Source organism: Bradyrhizobium frederickii (genome assembly GCF_004570865.1).
In the GTDB taxonomy this organism is placed as follows: domain Bacteria; phylum Pseudomonadota; class Alphaproteobacteria; order Rhizobiales; family Xanthobacteraceae; genus Bradyrhizobium; species Bradyrhizobium frederickii.
The window spans coordinates 333,073-348,333 of sequence record NZ_SPQS01000002.1; the positions used below are offsets into that span (position 1 = coordinate 333,073).

Sequence of the window (15,261 nt, forward strand, 5' to 3'; positions counted from 1 at the left end):
CCCACCTTCAGACGCCGTGCTCGTCATGGTGGGCACGCTACGCTTTGCCCACCCTACGAAACGCTTCGTCAATATTTCGCCGGCACGTACATCTCCGGCGGGACCGGGCCTCGTTGATAGTCGGGGTTGCGCACGCGCGGCGGCAGAGTCACCGGAAGCCGCGCGACCTCCTGGTACGGGATCTGAGTCAATAGATGTGCGATGCAGTTGAGCCGGGCGCGCTTCTTGTCCACGGCATCGACGATCCACCATGGGCTATCCGGCAGATGCGTGTGCTCCAGCATCGTCTCCTTGGCCTTGGTGTACGCCTCCCAGCGACTGCGGGACTCGACGTCCATCGGGCTCAGCTTCCATTGCTTCAGGGGATCCTTGATGCGCATGGTGAAGCGGAACTGCTGCTCGTCGTCGGTGATCGAGAACCAGTACTTGACCAGGATGATGCCGGAGCGGATCAGCATGCGCTCGAATTCCGGCACCGACTTGAAGAACTCCTGATATTCGTCCTCCGAGCAGAAGCCCATCACGCGCTCGACCCCGGCGCGGTTGTACCAGCTACGGTCGAACAGCACGATCTCGCCGCCGGCCGGCAGGTGCGCGACGTAGCGCTGGAAGTACCATTGCGTGCGCTCGCGCTCGTTTGGCGCCGGAAGCGCCGCGACGCGGCAGATGCGGGGATTGAGTCGCTGGGTGATGCGCTTGATCACGCCGCCCTTGCCGGCGGAGTCGCGGCCCTCGAACAGCACCACGACCTTCTTCTTCTCGCTCTGCACCCAGTCCTGGAGCTTGACGAGCTCGCCCTGGAGGCGAAGCAGTTCCCGGAAATAGAGCCTGCGATCGACCGTCGGTTTCAGCGTTCCGGCCTCGTCAAGGAACTCGTCGAGACGGGTGTCATCCAGCTCCATCTCCAGTTCCTCGTCGAGATCGTCGGCCATTTCCTGGATGATGCGCTCGCGCTTGGAGATCTGGGATTTGCGATCGGATGCGGTCATGGGTCCTTCTCTCGGCTCGGATAGCAGTCACCAACGACCATCGGCGGGGTTTGTTGCGACCATGTGACAACGTGCGGTCCCGCTGACGCACGTCACACCGGCAGCGCGATCGAATACTTCACCTGGCTCAGCGCAAAGCTCGATTCGATCGAGGCGATGCCGTCGAGGCGGGTCAGCTTGGTCTTCAGGAAGGTCTCGTAGGAGGCGAGGTCGGCCGCGACGACGCGGAGCAGGTAGTCGCGGTTGCCGGTCATCAGATAGCACTCCAGGACCTCGTCCCATTTCGAGATCGCGCGGGCGAAGCGGTTGAGATCCTCCTCCTTCTGCCGCGCCAGCTTGATCGAGATGAAGACGCTGACATGCAGCCCCAGCGCCTTCTGGTCCACGGTCGCGATGTAGCGCGAGATCACGCCGCGCTCCTCCAGCAGCTTGACCCGGCGGTGGCAGGGCGAGACCGAGAGTCCGACCTTGTCGGCGAGCTCCTGCATGGTCATTCGGCTGTCGTTCTGGAGATGGCTGAGGATCTTGCGGTCGATGGCGTCGAGTTCTGGCATTGGGATAGAACCTGGGTCAGGAGGCATCTGATTGGTAAAATATCCCAATATCAGCCGGTATGGCGCGAAAAATTGAGAAGTTTGGCGCCGCCTGCGGGCGTATCATCGGCCCACCTGTTTCCGGGAGCATTGCCATGCCCGTCGATTCCGCCCGCCTGGACACATTGACCGCCCTCAGCCGCAAGGCGCTGTGGCTGTCGTCCTGGACCATCCACCATGCCAATCACATCCGCCCCAATGCGGACGGCCTCAAGGTCGGCGGGCATCAGGCTTCCTCGGCCTCGCTCGCCACCATCATGTCGGCGCTGTACTTCCACGTGCTGCGGCCCGAGGACCGCGTCGCGGTGAAGCCGCATGCGAGCCCGGTGTTCCACGCCATCCAATATCTGTTCGGCCGGCAGAGCCGCGAGAAGCTCGAGAATTTCCGCGGCTTCAAAGGCGCGCAGTCCTATCCCTCGCGCACCAAGGACGTCGACGACGTCGATTTCTCGACCGGCTCGGTCGGGCTCGGTGTCGCGCAGACGCTGTTCTCTTCGCTGGTGCAGGACTACGTCAAGGCGCATGGCTGGATGAAGGACCGCCGCGAAGGGCGGATGATCGCCCTCGTCGGCGACGCCGAGATGGACGAGGGCAACATCTTCGAAGCGCTTGCGGAGGGCTGGAAGCATGGCCTGCGCAACACCTGGTGGGTGGTGGATTATAACCGCCAGTCGCTCGACGCCGTCGTGCGCGAGGGACTCTGGGAAAAATTCGAGACCATGTTCCGCAATTTCGGCTGGGACGTGGTCATCGTCAAATACGGCCGCCTGATGCGCGAAGCTTTCGCCGAACCCGGCGGCGAGGCGCTGAAGCGCTGGATCGACAATTGCCCGAACGCGCTCTACGCCGCGCTGTGCTTCCAGGGCGGCGCGGCCTTCCGCAAGCATCTGCACGACGAGATCGGCGACCAGGGCCCGATCACCAAACTGATCGACAAGCGCAGCGACGACGAGATCTTGGCACTGATGTCGAATCTCGGCGGCCACGACATGGCCAGCATGCTGGAGGCGTTCGACTCCATCGATCACGATCGCCCGGTCTGCTTCATCGCCTACACCATCAAGGGCGTCGGCCTGCCGTTCCAGGGCCACAAGGACAACCATGCCGGCCTGATGACGGTCGCGCAGATGGAGAAATATCGCGACAGCCAGAACATCCGGCCCGGCCATGAATGGGACAGGTACGAGGGCCTGGCGCAATCCGCCGCCGAGCTTGACGCATTCCTCGCACGCGTGCCGTTCAACCAGGACGGCCGCCGCCTGACTGCGCCTGTGATCGAGGTGCCCGCCCAGCTCGCCTTCAAGCCGTCGCCGCAGATGTCGACCCAGCAGGGCTTTGGCCTCGTGCTGAACGAGATCGCCCGCGGGGACAGCGATCTGGCAAGGCGCATCGTCACGACCTCGCCCGACGTCACCGTCTCGACCAATCTCGGCCCCTGGGTGAACCGGCGCGGGTTGTTCGCCAGCGCCGAGAAGGCCGACTTATTCCGCAGCGAGAAAATTCCCTCCACCTACAATTGGGACGCCTCGCCCAAGGGCCAGCATCTGGAGCTCGGCATCGCCGAGATGAACCTGTTCATCATGCTCTCGGCGCTGGGCCTCTCGCACCAGATCAACGGCGAGCGGCTCTTGCCGGTCGGCACGCTCTACGATCCCTTCATCGAGCGCGGCCTCGATGCGTTGAACTACGCCTGCTACCAGGATGCACGCTTCATGGTGGCGGCGACGCCGTCGGGCATCACGCTCGCGCCCGAAGGCGGCGCGCACCAGTCGATCGCGACGCCCCTGATCGGCATGGCGCAGGACGGGCTCGCCTCGTTCGAGCCGGCCTTCGTCGACGAACTCGCCGTGATCATGGGGTGGGGTTTCCAGCACATGCAGCGCGAGCCGGGCGAGGGTGGCTCGGTCTATTTGCGGCTCTCGACGCGCAGCATCGAGCAGGTGCAGCGGATCATGACACCGGAGCTGCAGCAGGGCATCACCGACGGCGCCTACTGGCTGCGCAAGCCGGGCCCGAATGCCGAGGTCGTGATCGCCTATACCGGCGCGGTCGCGCCCGAGGCGATCGAGGCCACCGGTTTCGTCGGCGAGAGCCGCCGCGATGTCGGCCTGCTCGCGATCACCTCGGCCGATCGTCTGCACGCAGGATGGACCGCCGCGCGGAAATTGCGCCGCGACCGCCGCGGCGTGCAGCATCTCAGCCACGTCGAGAAACTGCTGGCGCCGCTGCCGCGCGACTGCGGCATCGTGACCGTGATCGATGGTCATCCGTCCGCGCTCGGCTGGCTCGGCGGCGTCCGCGGCCATCGCGTCGAGGCGCTCGGCGTCGAGCAGTTCGGCCAGACCGGCAGCATCGCGGACCTTTATCGGCACTACGGCATCGACGCCAACGCCATCATCGATGCGGCCGAAAGCCTGACCACCGGCGCGCCGGTGCTGCACCGGAAGATGGCGGTGTAGGCGGGGTAACCATCCTGTCATTCCGGGGCGATGCGAAGCATCGAACCCGGAATCCATTGGGCGTCAGGGCAGGTGGTGAAATGGATTCCGGGCTCGCGCTCCGCGCGCCCCGGAATGACGGCTGATAGAACCTTGCCACGTTCCCGCCATCGGCTCATATACCACCGTCCGCCGCAACGCTGGCCCGCATATGGCGGGTTCAATTGCTGGCGCTTTCGTGCAAGGATGCCGGCCGAAACGCCCCCACCATGCCCCCAAGAAGAGGTTAACGATGGTCAATCGCATGCAATTCTACATCGACGGCGCCTGGGTCGATCCCGTCGTCAAGAAGTCCACCGCCGTGGTCAATCCGGCGACGGAAGAGGCGATGTACGAGGTTGCGCTGGGCTCCAAGGCCGACGTGGACAAGGCGGTTGCCGCCGCCAAGCGCGCCTTCGCGACCTTCTCCCAGACCAGCCGCGAGGAGCGCGTCGCGCTGCTCAGCAAGGTCATCGAGGTCTACAAGGGCCGGCTCAAGGAGATCGGCGCCGCCGTTTCCGACGAGATGGGCGCGCCGCTGCCGATGGCGGAGAAGCTCCAGGCCGGCGCCGGCCTTGGCCATCTCATGACCACGCTCGACGTGCTCAAGAACTATCATTTCGAGGAGCCGGTCGGCACCGCCATGGTGCTGCGCGAGCCGATCGGCGTGGTCGGCATGATCACGCCGTGGAACTGGCCGCTGAACCAGATCGCCTGCAAGGTCGCGCCCGCGCTTGCCGCCGGCTGCACCATGATCCTGAAACCCTCCGAGTTCACCCCCACCTCGGCGCTGATCTTCGCGGAAATCCTGCATGAAGCCGGCGTGCCGAAGGGCGTGTTCAACCTCGTCAACGGCCTCGGCCCCGAGGTCGGCGCCGCCATGAGCGAGCACCCCGATATCGACATGATCTCCTTCACCGGCTCGACCCGCGCCGGCATCGATGTTGCCAAGCGCGCGGCGCCGACCGTGAAGCGCGTCAGCCAGGAGCTGGGCGGCAAGTCGCCGAACGTCATCCTCGAAGGCGCCGACCTCACGAAGGCGGTGACAGGCGGCGTGATGCACATGTTCAACAATTCCGGCCAGTCCTGCAACGCACCCTCGCGCATGATCGTGCCGCTGTCCAAGATGAAGGAAGTCGCCGCGATCGCGAAGGCCGTCGCCGACAAGACCAAAGCGGGCGATCCGCGCGCCGAAGGCACCACCATCGGCCCGGTCGTCAACCGCGGTCAGTGGGACAAGATCCAGGGCCTGATCAAGAAGGGCATCGACGAGGGCGCAACCCTTGTCGCCGGCGGCCCGGGTCTGCCCGAAGGCGTCAACAAGGGCTTCTATGTCCGTCCGACCATCTTCGCCGACGTCACGCCTGACATGACGATCGCGCGCGAAGAGATCTTCGGACCGGTGCTGACCATCATCGGCGCCAAGGACGAAGCCGACGCGGTCAAGATCGCGAACGACACGCCCTATGGCCTCGCGGGCTATGTCTACGGTCCGTCGGTCGATGACGCCAAGCGCGTCGGCCGCCAGATCCGCGCCGGCAACGTCAACCTCCAGGGCGTGCCCAACGACCGCACCGCGCCGTTCGGCGGCTACAAGCAGTCCGGCAACGGCCGCGAATGGGGCAAGTTCGGCCTCGAGGATTTCCTCGAAGTGAAGGCCGTCGCCGGCTTCAACGCGGCGTAAGCGTTCGCGACTGACGAACATGACGCCGGAGCGGGCAACCGCTCCGGCGTTTTTGTTGATCTCTTTTCGTCATTCCGGGGCGTCGCGTCAGCGGCGAACCCCGAATCCATTTGTCCGCAGTCTCTGCTGCACAATGGATTCCGGGCTCGCGCCGAAGAGGCGCGCCACGGAATGACGCCAGTGAAAGCGCGATGAACGAGCAGTGCCGTAGGGTGGGCAAAGCGAAGCGTGCCCACGTCTTCGCGCCCGCGAGGGATGGTGGACACGTCGCTTGCGCTCCTTTGCCCACCCTACGAGACCGTCAATGCAGCGCCTATCCCCCCACCGCTCCCTGCGTGTTCACATACAGCGCGTAGATCGACTGGCTCGCCGCCATGAACAGGCGGTTGCGCTTGAGTCCGCCGAAGCAGACGTTGGCGCAGCGCTCGGGCAGGGCGATGCGGCCGATCATGACGCCGTCGGGCGCGAACACGACAACGCCGTCGAGCTCGGGGTCGCCCATGCCCCAGCCGCACCAGAGGTTGCCGTCGATATCGCAGCGCATGCCGTCCGGCGTGCCCGGGCCGGCATCGATATGGACACGCTTGTTGGAGATCGTGGTGCCGTCGGCCGAGACGTCGTAGGCGAGGATCTTGCGGTTCGGCACGCCGCGTGATTCCACGACGTAGAGGATTGTCTCGTCCGGCGAGAAGCACAGCCCGTTCGGCCCGAGCACGCCCTCGGCGACGATGGTCGCCTTGCCGGTCGCGGGATCGAGCCGGTAGACGTTCGGCTCGATCTCAGGCTCGGCCTTGTAGCCCTCGTAATTGCCGAGCAGGCCGAAGGTCGGATCGGTGAACCAGATTGAGCCGTCCGATTTAACAATGACATCGTTCGGCGAGTTCAACCGCTTGCCGTTGAATTGATCGATCAGCACGGTGATGCTGCCGTCATACTCGGTGCGCACCACGCGCCGTCCGCCGTGCTCGCAGGTGACGAGCCGGCCCTGCCGGTCGCGCGTGTTGCCGTTGGCGAAATTGGAGGGTTTGCGGAACACACTGACTGCGCCGGTCTCCTCCTCCCATTTGATGATGTGCTGGTTCGGGATGTCGCTGCAAAGAAGGTAGCGCCCATCGCCGAACCAGACCGGCCCTTCGGCCCAGCGCAGGCCGGTCGCGATCCGCTCCACCGCCGACAGTTTCAGCCAGTATTTCTCGAAACGGGGATCGAGTGCCTTGATCGCGGGATCAGGATAATAGGTCGCCGGCCGCCAGCCTTGTCGGCCATCAGAGGAGTGGGACGATGCCTCATTCATGTCGGTTCTCTCGTTTCGTTCCCTCTGGACAAACCTGCTATCATTAGAGACATGTGACCGCAAATCGGTCACCACAGGCGAGGGACGACAATGCCGCGTATTTTGATGACGGGAGCTTCGGGCGGAATCGGCACGAGCCTGCGAAAACTGCTGCCGCCGATCTATCCGGATCTCCTGCTCTCCGACATCAAGCCGCCGGCCGATCTCGGCGCCAACGAAAAGTTCAAGGCGGCGGACCTCGCCGATCTCGCGCAATGCGAGGCGATCTGCGAGGGCGTCGACGGCATTATCCATTTCGGCGGCTATTCGGTCGAAGGCACCTGGGATCAGATCCTCCAGGCCAACATCATCGGCGGCTACAATCTGTTCGAGGCCGCCTACCGCAAGGGCGTCAAGCGCGTGGTGTTCGCCTCGTCGAACCACGCCGTCGGCTTCTATCCGCGCCACCACAAGATCGGCACCGACGTCACCCCGCGCCCCGACGGGCGCTATGGCGTCAGCAAGGTGTTCGGCGAAGCCGTCGGTGCGCTCTACGCCGACAAGCATGGGCTGAAGGTGACGTGCCTGCGCATCGGCAATTTCGGCGACATGCCGCTCGACCAGCGCCGGCTCTCGATCTGGCTCAAGCCCGACGATCTCGTGCAGCTCTGTCGCATCGGGCTCGAGCATCCCGACATCCATTTCGAAATCTTCTATGGCGCCTCCCACAACGAGCGCGCCTGGTGGGACAACCACCGCGCCTACGAATTCGGCTATCGCCCCACGGGCCGCGCCGAAGATTTCCGCGAGCACGCCATGGCCGAGCAGGCCAAGCTGAAGCCGGATCCGGTCGGCGATTATTTCCAGGGCGGCACGTTCTGCAGCATGGAGTTCGACGCCGATCCGGGCCGGATCATTGATTGGAATAAGCGCTAGGCAACGCGTTCGACATGGTAAGAGCGGCCGGGCTCTGCCTGGCCGCTCTCACCGTATAGTCGCGTTGGATCAGAACAGGCCCGGGATCAACATTGCCACCTTCTGCCGATAGTGGCGGTATTGGTCGCCGAACAGCGTAATCAGATCGCGCTCCTCCAGCCAGATGCCGACGAAGATGTAGGCCGTCGTCACCATCGCGAACAGCATGTGCCCGAACGTCATGATCGGCGTCGACCAGAATGCGATGATGAAGCCGAGGTAGATGGGATGACGGATCAGGCGGTAGAGGCCGGGCGTCCTGAACTTCATCGGTTCGGCGAGCCGCCCCGCAAAGTGGCTGACGACTTGCGTCAGTCCGAACAACTCGAAATGGCTGATTAGGAACGTGCTGTACAGCACGATGAGCCAGCCGGCGAAGCTTCCGGCGACCGCGGCGTAAGCTGCCATCGGCGTCTCGATCTCCCAAACGATGGCCGTGATGGGCCGCCATTGCCAGAACAGCAGGATCAGGCTCAGGCTTGCCAGCAGCACGTAGGTGCTGCGCTCGAGCGCGGGCGAGGCGAAGGCGGCGAACAGCTTCTTGAAGCCCTGGCGCGCCATGCCGCTGTGCTGGACGGCGAAGAGCGACATCAGCGCGAGGTCGATCATGAGGGCCTGTCCGGTCGAGCCTGTCGCGCCGCTGTCGATTGTCTTGGGCACGACGAGCTGCGCAATGAAACCGACGGCGTAGAGAAAGGTCACGAAGAAGATGAGATAAGCGAGCACGCCGTAGCCGAGCACGAAGCTCCGGGCCGCCAGCGAGCTTGCGGTCTGAACAGGTCCGTTATGCATGGTGATGGACATGATAGAGTTTCCAGTTTCGTGGTGAAGGATTGAATGGCTGATCAGTGGGCGTGCCACTGTTGCCTTCGTCACATTGCAAAGGTTGTCGGAACCGCCGCGGCCTTGCATTTGCCGGGGCTTTTCTGGGCCGTTGCGCCGCCACTCACGCCTTCGGTGCGACGGTCGTCGAACGTCGTTGCAGCCGACGCCAGAGCAAGCGAGATGAGGACGGCACCGGTCGTGCCGATCGCCAGCGCGGCGGTTCTGGACTTGAACTCTCCAGGCCTGAAATTCCTGAAATCGGAGGTCTTGGCTTCGGAAGCGTCGGATTGGGAAAAAGAACTCATGATTATTTCCTCGATTTAAAACGGTTGCTGGGAATCAAATCCTCTGATGGTGAAACGTGTCTCGAGCCGTGCTGCCATCGCGCGCCGTGGTGCCGTCGCAGCCCTTCGCGAACTGCATTGCGGCCTTCTCGCGGTTCGCCAGCATGCTGGCGACCGACCGATTGATGAGCCGGCGAAGCCGCAGCAGGATGCTGGCGAGATATCGCCGCGGGAGGCTCAGTGCGGGCGGCGCCTGAGACTGAATGGACATTTCCTAATCCTTTCACGGAATTACGAGTCGAGGACGGCGCCCGCGCTGATCTGCTATTCGGCAGCCGCCGTCTGCTGGATGGGATCGGCGCGAACGACCACGGTGGTGCCGACCTTGTAGAATTCCTCGCCGGGCATGCCGACGCGCCGCGCATGCTCGCGGATCGAATCCCCATCGCGCGCCTCGTAGATGCAGAAGGTGCCGATGCGGCCGTCCGCCTCGTGAACCACATAGCTGCGGATCCAGCGGACGCGGTCAGACATTTGCTCGTTGCCGATCCGCGCGGACTTCGCGCCGGCGGCTTCCAGTTCGCTCAGGTTCGCCCAAGCGCTTGGGCGGCGAATGACATAGAGTTCCATCAATATCTCCTCAGGGTTGTTGCCTGCGGGTCGGGAGCAATCCGAGGCCGTGAGGAGCTATAGGCGCGACCGGTGCTGACCGTCCTTACTGTGGCCTGATCATTGCCTGATCCTTGTCTGAACCTTTTCCGCCTTGCCCGGACTTAACGATATGACCCTCAGGTTTGGACCCTTCGAGCTGGATGAAGCGGGCCGTGCGCTGATGCACGCGCAGCAGGAAGTCGCGTTGCAGCCGCGTGTGTTCGATCTGCTGGTCTACCTGATGCGCAACCGGGATCGGGTCGTCACCAAGGATGAACTGCTCGAGGCGCTCTGGCCTGACGTAACGGTCACGGACAACTCGCTGCAGCGAGCGGTGAGCATGCTGCGCGGCGTGCTGCGCAAGGGCGGCATGGACAGCGCCATCCGGAATATGCCGGGCAGAGGATATCGTTTCTGCATCGAAGGTCCATCGGAGCTGCAGGTTGCCGCTCCTGGGACGACGGACGAGCAAGCCGCGGACGTGCGAGCGCAAGCGCGAAGCGCTGCTGCCGCACAGGCCTGGAGCGAGGCCGCGGCGCTGTTCGAGACCGCCGATATCGCCGATTCCCTCGATGGCGCGGACTTGCACCAGTGGGCGCTGGCTCTGCAATGCACCGGCAAGGCCGATGCAGCAGTTCCTGTTTTGGCTCGCGCGGTTGCCGCCCATATCAGGGCCGGCAACGTGCCGCCGGCTGTCGTCGACGCCGTCACACTCTCCGGCTTGCACTTCGAGCGCGGCCAGGCGGCGATTGCCAAGGGCTGGCTGGCCCGTGCTGAAGATTGGGCCTCCGAGATCGAAAATCCGGCCACGACCGCGTTGACACTCTGGATGAAGTCGAAGGTCGCCGCGTTCGACGGCGAGCCTGAACAAGCGCTTTCGCTTGCCGATGTCGCCTACAGCACGGTCCGTCACAAGGACGCTGTTGGCATCGAGGCGCTGAGTCTTGCCTATCGCGGGTTCTACCGGTTGTGTCTGGGAGATACTCGCGCAGGACTAGCGGATCAGGACCTTGCCGCCGCGATGGCGCTCTCCAGCGGCGATATCGATCCGATCATCGGAGGCATCCTCTACTGCAACATCCTGTGGGCCGCGCGGATGTTCGGGGATTGGGCGAGAGCCGACCAGTGGACGCTGGGCTACCAGAAATATTGCACCGAGAGCGGGATGGAATTGACCGGCTCGTGCCAGCTCCATCGGGCCGAAGTTCTCGGCGTCAGAGGCTCGCTTGGTGAAGCCTTGTCGCGCATTCAAGATTCGCTGGCACGGCTCACCAGCGATGCTCCATGGGCGATCGGCGATGCCAATCGCGTGCTGGCCGACATCCATGCTGCGATCGGCAACGACGACGCCGCTCTCGAAGCCTATGAAAGGGCCTATGCTTTCGGCTGGTGCCCTGAGCCCGGCCGGGCCATGCTCTTGCTGGAACGTGGTGAGGCGGAAGCCGCCTATGCCAGTCTCGAACGTAGCTTGATCGGAAAGACCTGGTGGACCTTGCAGAGGCGAGGGATCCTATTTGCGCATTTGGCGCTCGCCGCCGCGCATACAGGTCGCCATGAGCAGGCCCTCGAGCTGATCGAAGAGCTGTCCGGAAGCCCCGACCGATGGCCGATGCCGTCGATCCGGGCATTGACGAACGAAGCGCAATCGGTTCTCGCCGATGTGCGCAACGACTACGACTCTGCGCTGCGGCACCTGCACCTGGCCCGACAGCTGTGGTCGAGCATCGACGGGCGAGTGCAGGCCGTCAGATTGAGACTCCGTATCGCAAGGCTGCAATTGGCGCATGATGACGTGCGAGGCGCGTCGGCGGAAATTCATGCAGCGCAACTCGCGGCCGGCGAACTGGGCTCGCGGAAGTTCGAGGCCGAGTGTGCTGCCTTGCGACGCGAAGCCGATACGCGAGCGGCGGAACGTGCTGCGTAGCCGACGTCGGTGCTCCTTGCCACGATTTGTCAAACGGCCTGGTTCTTGGTCCGGGTAGCTGGCCGGCGCCGCTTGCTCTAGTCTCCCGCTCATTGATCTGTGCGACCGTTGCGTTGATCACAACAGCGAAAGCCACGACAATGAACGTCAAATTGTCAGCCGCGATGCGACGGTTACGAGGTCGATGGCACCGGCAGCGTTCAACTCGTCGTCCGGCTAAGGGTGACCAATCTTATTGACAATCGAGGGGCAGCTTGTACCACAATGGCAACTCGAGGAGTGGCATGATGACGAGTGGCTTGCGCAAGGGTCTGACGAGCTATGGCGATGCCGGCTTCTCCCTGTTTTTGCGCAAGGCGTTCATCAAGGCGATGGGCTATTCCGACGACGCGCTGGAGCGCCCGATCGTCGGCATCACCAACACCTATAGCGACTACAATCCCTGCCACGGCAACGTCCCGCAGATCATCGAAGCCGCCAAGCGCGGCGTGATGCTGTCCGGCGCGATGCCATTCGTGTTCCCGACCATCTCGATCGCCGAGAGCTTCGCGCATCCGACCTCGATGTATCTGCGCAACCTGATGGCAATGGACACGGAAGAAATGATCCGCGCCCAGCCGATGGATTCGGTGATCGTGATCGGCGGCTGCGACAAGACGCTGCCGGCGCAGGTCATGGCCGCGATCAGCGCCGACCTTCCGACCGTGGTGATTCCGGTCGGCCCGATGGTGGTCGGCCATCACAAGGGCGAGGTGCTGGGGGCCTGCACCGACTGCCGCCGCCTCTGGGCGAAATATCGTGCCGGCGAGATGGACGATGCCGAGATCGAGGCGGTGAACGGGCGTCTGGCGCCGTCGGTCGGCACCTGCATGGTGATGGGCACGGCCTCGACCATGGCCTGCATGATCGAAGCCATGGGCCTGTCGCTGCCGATGAGCGCGACGATTCCTGCACCGCACGCCGAACGCTTCCGCTTGGCGGAGGCCAGCGGGCGGGTTGCCGCCGAGATGGCCAAGACCAAGGGGCCGAAGCCGAGCGAGCTGCTGACGCCGGCCTCCTTCAGGAATGCGCAGGTGGTGCTTCAGGCGATCGGCGGCTCGACCAACGGCCTGATCCATCTGACCGCGATGGCGCATCGCTCGCCGCACCGGCTCGACCTCGAGGTCTTCGACCAGATCGGCCGCGAGGTGCCGGTGCTGGTCGACCTGAAGCCGTCCGGCGAGCACTATATGGAGCATTTCCATCACGCCGGCGGCGTGCCGAAGCTGCTGGCGCAGCTCGGCGACCTCGTCGATCTCGATGCCAAGACGATCAGCGGCCAGACGCTGCGCGATGTCGTGGCCAATGCGGAAGACGTGCCCGGCCAGGACGCGATCCGCTCGCGCGACAATCCGATCAAGAAGGAAGGCGGCCTTGCCGTGCTGCACGGCAACCTCGCGCCGCGCGGCGCCGTCATCAAGCAATCGGCGGCGAGCCCGAAGCTGCTCAAGCACGCCGGACGCGCGGTGGTGTTCGAATCCGTCGAGGACATGACCTTGCGGGTCGACGATCCCGATCTCGACGTGACCGCCGACGACGTGCTGGTGCTGCGCAATGCCGGTCCGAAGGGTGCGCCGGGCATGCCGGAGGCGGGCTATCTGCCGATCCCGAAGAAGCTCGCGCGCGGCGGCACCAAGGACATGGTGCGCATTTCGGATGCGCGCATGAGCGGCACCGCGTTCGGCACGATCGTTCTGCATATCGCCCCGGAATCCGCTGTGGGCGGGCCGCTGGCACTGGTGCAGAACGGCGACATGATCAGCCTGGATGTGGCCAGGCGCAGCATCGAGCTGCTGGTCGATGCGGCCGAGCTCGAGCGCCGCCGTGCCGCCCTGAAGCCGACTGCTGCGCCGGAGGCAGCACGCCGCGGCTACGCCTGGTTGTTCAACGAGACCATCATGCAGGCCGACGAGGGCTGCGATTTCGATTTCATGCAGAGGACTGGGAAGACCGAGACAAGCTGACCGAAAGACGAACGCTCAGCCCGCTGAAGTGGCGGGCAGCTTGGGAGAGCCGCAAGTGCTCCACCTTGTGAAAGCCCGCCTGATGAGCTGGTGCTGCTGATCGCCTCGAATTCGCCCGCGTCAGCTTTGCGAAGGCGCTACGCGAGGCTGCCGATCTATCTGTCCGCAATAGCGACCTGCTCGACCCGCCATTGTCCGGCCTCGTGCAGGTAACGGAATGGGATGCCGTGGCTGTTCTTGAAATAGCTTCCGCAGAGCGCGTTGGCCATGCCCTGCATCACCGCGTCATGGCAGACGAACAGAAAATTGTCGTCGGGGTGACGGTCGAGCCAGGCGGAGACACAACACAGCGACCGTTCAGTCATGGCGTGCCAGCTTTCGCCGTCCTCAGGCAGGATCGCGACGAGATCCGTCGCCGACTTGACACCGTGCCTGATCATGAGATCGCGGACGGGCAGGCCCTCCAAGCTTCCGAAGTCGAACTCGATGATGCCGTCGTCGATCACGAGCGGCACCGCGATCGCGGCCGCGATGACCTCGGCCGTTCGCGCCGCGCGGACCAGGGGGCTCGCGACGATGCGGTTGATGCCGGCCCTGCGCAGCATGTCCACGGCCGCGTGCGCCTGCCGCAGGCCGTCCTCGTTCAGCGGATTATCGGTTCGTCCCTGGAATAGCCCGTCACGATTCCAGTCGGTGGCGCCGTGGCGGAGGCCGTAGAATGAACGCGCGGGTGTCACTTCGACTTGCTCGTGAACTTCTTCACGGCAACGCGGAAATCCTCCGTGTTCATCGCCATGATGATCTTGTGCTCCTCGGCATCGAGCTGCTGCTTCACCGGCGTAGTCGCGGCCCGATAGACCAGCTGCTTGGTGCCGGCGATGGCCGCCGGCGGATTCTGCGCCAGGCGCTCGGCGAGCTTTCGCGTCGCCGCCTTCAAGTCCGCGGCGGCAACGACCTTCGCGACCAGGCCCCATTCATAGGCCTGCTGCGCGCTAAAATTGTCCTCGGACAGGAAGATCTGCAGCGCGCGGCGCGAGCCCACCGTGCCGACGATGCCGACCGTGGAGCCGCCGTCCGGCGACACGCCGATCTTGGCATAGGCCGGCGTGAACTTGGCGTCATCAGCGGCGATGCAGAGATCGGTGACGAAGGCGAGGCCCATGCCGGCGCCGGCGGCCGAGCCGTGCACGCTCGACAGCGAGATTTTCGGCATGCGCCTGACGATCTCGATGAAGGCATGATAGTGCTTCAAGAGCTCGCCGACGACCGGCGTCACGGTGCCTGCTTCGGCGGCCGCCCCGATCGTCTGCAGATCGCCGCCGGCCGAGAAGGCGCGGCCTTCGCCCTCGATCACCAAGACCTTGATGGCGTCGTCGCCCTCGATATACGCCGCGAGCTGTTCGAGCTTCTGCGCAATCGCAAGGTTGATCGAGTTGAACGCGGCGGGGCGGTTGAGCGTGATGGTCGCGATCGGGCCGTCGATCCGCAGCAAGGCGGGATCGTCAGGCTGGGAGATGGGAGCTGGCATCCTGGATATCCCCGGCATGAGGGTCGTGGGGAGCGACTAAATCGCAGAAGCGCGG

14 protein-coding genes are annotated in these 15,261 nt (G+C 64.2%); 5 read left to right on the plus strand and 9 right to left on the minus strand.

Annotation, left to right across the window (positions count from 1 at the left end):
* Window positions 1-68: 68 nt before the first annotated feature.
* Complete coding sequence (gene ppk2 / locus E4K64_RS04345) at window positions 69-989, minus strand: polyphosphate kinase 2 (protein ID WP_135162328.1); 921 nt, start codon at window positions 987-989, stop codon at window positions 69-71.
* Between the two features lie 92 nt (window positions 990-1,081).
* On the minus strand, window positions 1,082-1,543 hold the full coding sequence (locus E4K64_RS04350) for an Lrp/AsnC family transcriptional regulator (RefSeq protein ID WP_028177825.1): 462 nt from the start codon (window positions 1,541-1,543) through the stop codon (window positions 1,082-1,084).
* A gap of 134 nt (window positions 1,544-1,677) precedes the next feature.
* On the opposite strand from E4K64_RS04350, the gene E4K64_RS04355 reads away from it, so the two are divergent.
* Both E4K64_RS04355 and E4K64_RS04360 read left to right on the plus strand, forming a co-directional pair.
* Window positions 1,678-4,041 carry a transketolase gene (locus tag E4K64_RS04355; RefSeq protein ID WP_135162329.1) on the plus strand — a complete coding sequence of 788 codons (2,364 nt, stop codon included), beginning with the start codon at window positions 1,678-1,680 and terminating at the stop codon, window positions 4,039-4,041.
* A 271-nt stretch (window positions 4,042-4,312) separates the two neighbouring features.
* Window positions 4,313-5,743, plus strand: a complete 1,431-nt coding sequence (locus tag E4K64_RS04360) for an aldehyde dehydrogenase family protein (RefSeq protein ID WP_135162330.1) — start codon at window positions 4,313-4,315, stop codon at window positions 5,741-5,743.
* Window positions 5,744-6,056: 313 nt separating this feature from the next.
* Here E4K64_RS04360 and E4K64_RS04365 read toward each other — a convergent pair whose 3' ends face one another.
* A complete protein-coding gene (locus tag E4K64_RS04365) occupies window positions 6,057-7,037 on the minus strand; it encodes an SMP-30/gluconolactonase/LRE family protein (protein ID WP_135162331.1) in 981 nt (326 codons plus the stop codon).
* Window positions 7,038-7,127: 90 nt separating this feature from the next.
* Here E4K64_RS04365 and E4K64_RS04370 point away from each other — a divergent pair, with 90 nt between their 5' ends.
* The gene (locus E4K64_RS04370; RefSeq protein ID WP_126256510.1) at window positions 7,128-7,952 is read left to right on the plus strand and encodes an NAD-dependent epimerase/dehydratase family protein; all 825 of its coding nucleotides are present in this window, start codon (window positions 7,128-7,130) and stop codon (window positions 7,950-7,952) included.
* 69 nt (window positions 7,953-8,021) lie between these two features.
* On the opposite strand, the gene mddA is transcribed toward E4K64_RS04370, so the two are convergent.
* The 4 genes from mddA to E4K64_RS04390 form a co-directional block, all read right to left on the minus strand.
* Window positions 8,022-8,795, minus strand: a complete 774-nt coding sequence (gene mddA / locus E4K64_RS04375) for a methanethiol S-methyltransferase (RefSeq protein ID WP_135162332.1) — start codon at window positions 8,793-8,795, stop codon at window positions 8,022-8,024.
* A 68-nt stretch (window positions 8,796-8,863) separates the two neighbouring features.
* Window positions 8,864-9,121 (minus strand): hypothetical protein, encoded by a 258-nt coding sequence (locus tag E4K64_RS04380; RefSeq protein WP_135162333.1) that lies wholly within the window; start codon window positions 9,119-9,121, stop codon window positions 8,864-8,866.
* A 34-nt stretch (window positions 9,122-9,155) separates the two neighbouring features.
* On the minus strand, window positions 9,156-9,371 hold the full coding sequence (locus E4K64_RS04385; RefSeq protein WP_135162334.1) for a hypothetical protein: 216 nt from the start codon (window positions 9,369-9,371) through the stop codon (window positions 9,156-9,158).
* Between the two features lie 53 nt (window positions 9,372-9,424).
* A complete protein-coding gene (locus E4K64_RS04390; protein ID WP_135162335.1) occupies window positions 9,425-9,730 on the minus strand; it encodes a nickel-binding protein in 306 nt (101 codons plus the stop codon).
* Window positions 9,731-9,881: 151 nt separating this feature from the next.
* Here E4K64_RS04390 and E4K64_RS04395 point away from each other — a divergent pair, with 151 nt between their 5' ends.
* Together E4K64_RS04395 and E4K64_RS04400 are read left to right on the plus strand one after the other, a co-directional pair.
* On the plus strand, window positions 9,882-11,675 hold the full coding sequence (locus tag E4K64_RS04395) for a winged helix-turn-helix domain-containing protein (protein ID WP_135162336.1): 1,794 nt from the start codon (window positions 9,882-9,884) through the stop codon (window positions 11,673-11,675).
* Window positions 11,676-11,962: 287 nt separating this feature from the next.
* Window positions 11,963-13,678, plus strand: coding sequence for an IlvD/Edd family dehydratase (locus E4K64_RS04400; RefSeq protein WP_167771798.1), 1,716 nt, complete (start codon window positions 11,963-11,965; stop codon window positions 13,676-13,678).
* A gap of 155 nt (window positions 13,679-13,833) precedes the next feature.
* Here the strand turns inward: E4K64_RS04400 and E4K64_RS04405 are convergent, their stop codons facing one another.
* Both E4K64_RS04405 and E4K64_RS04410 read right to left on the minus strand, forming a co-directional pair.
* Window positions 13,834-14,415, minus strand: coding sequence for a histidine phosphatase family protein (locus E4K64_RS04405; protein WP_135162338.1), 582 nt, complete (start codon window positions 14,413-14,415; stop codon window positions 13,834-13,836).
* Entirely contained in the window at window positions 14,412-15,206 is a 795-nt protein-coding gene (locus E4K64_RS04410) for an enoyl-CoA hydratase/isomerase family protein (RefSeq protein ID WP_135162339.1), read from the minus strand. The genes E4K64_RS04405 and E4K64_RS04410 overlap by 4 nt, the downstream gene beginning before the upstream one ends.
* Window positions 15,207-15,261: the final 55 nt, after the last annotated feature.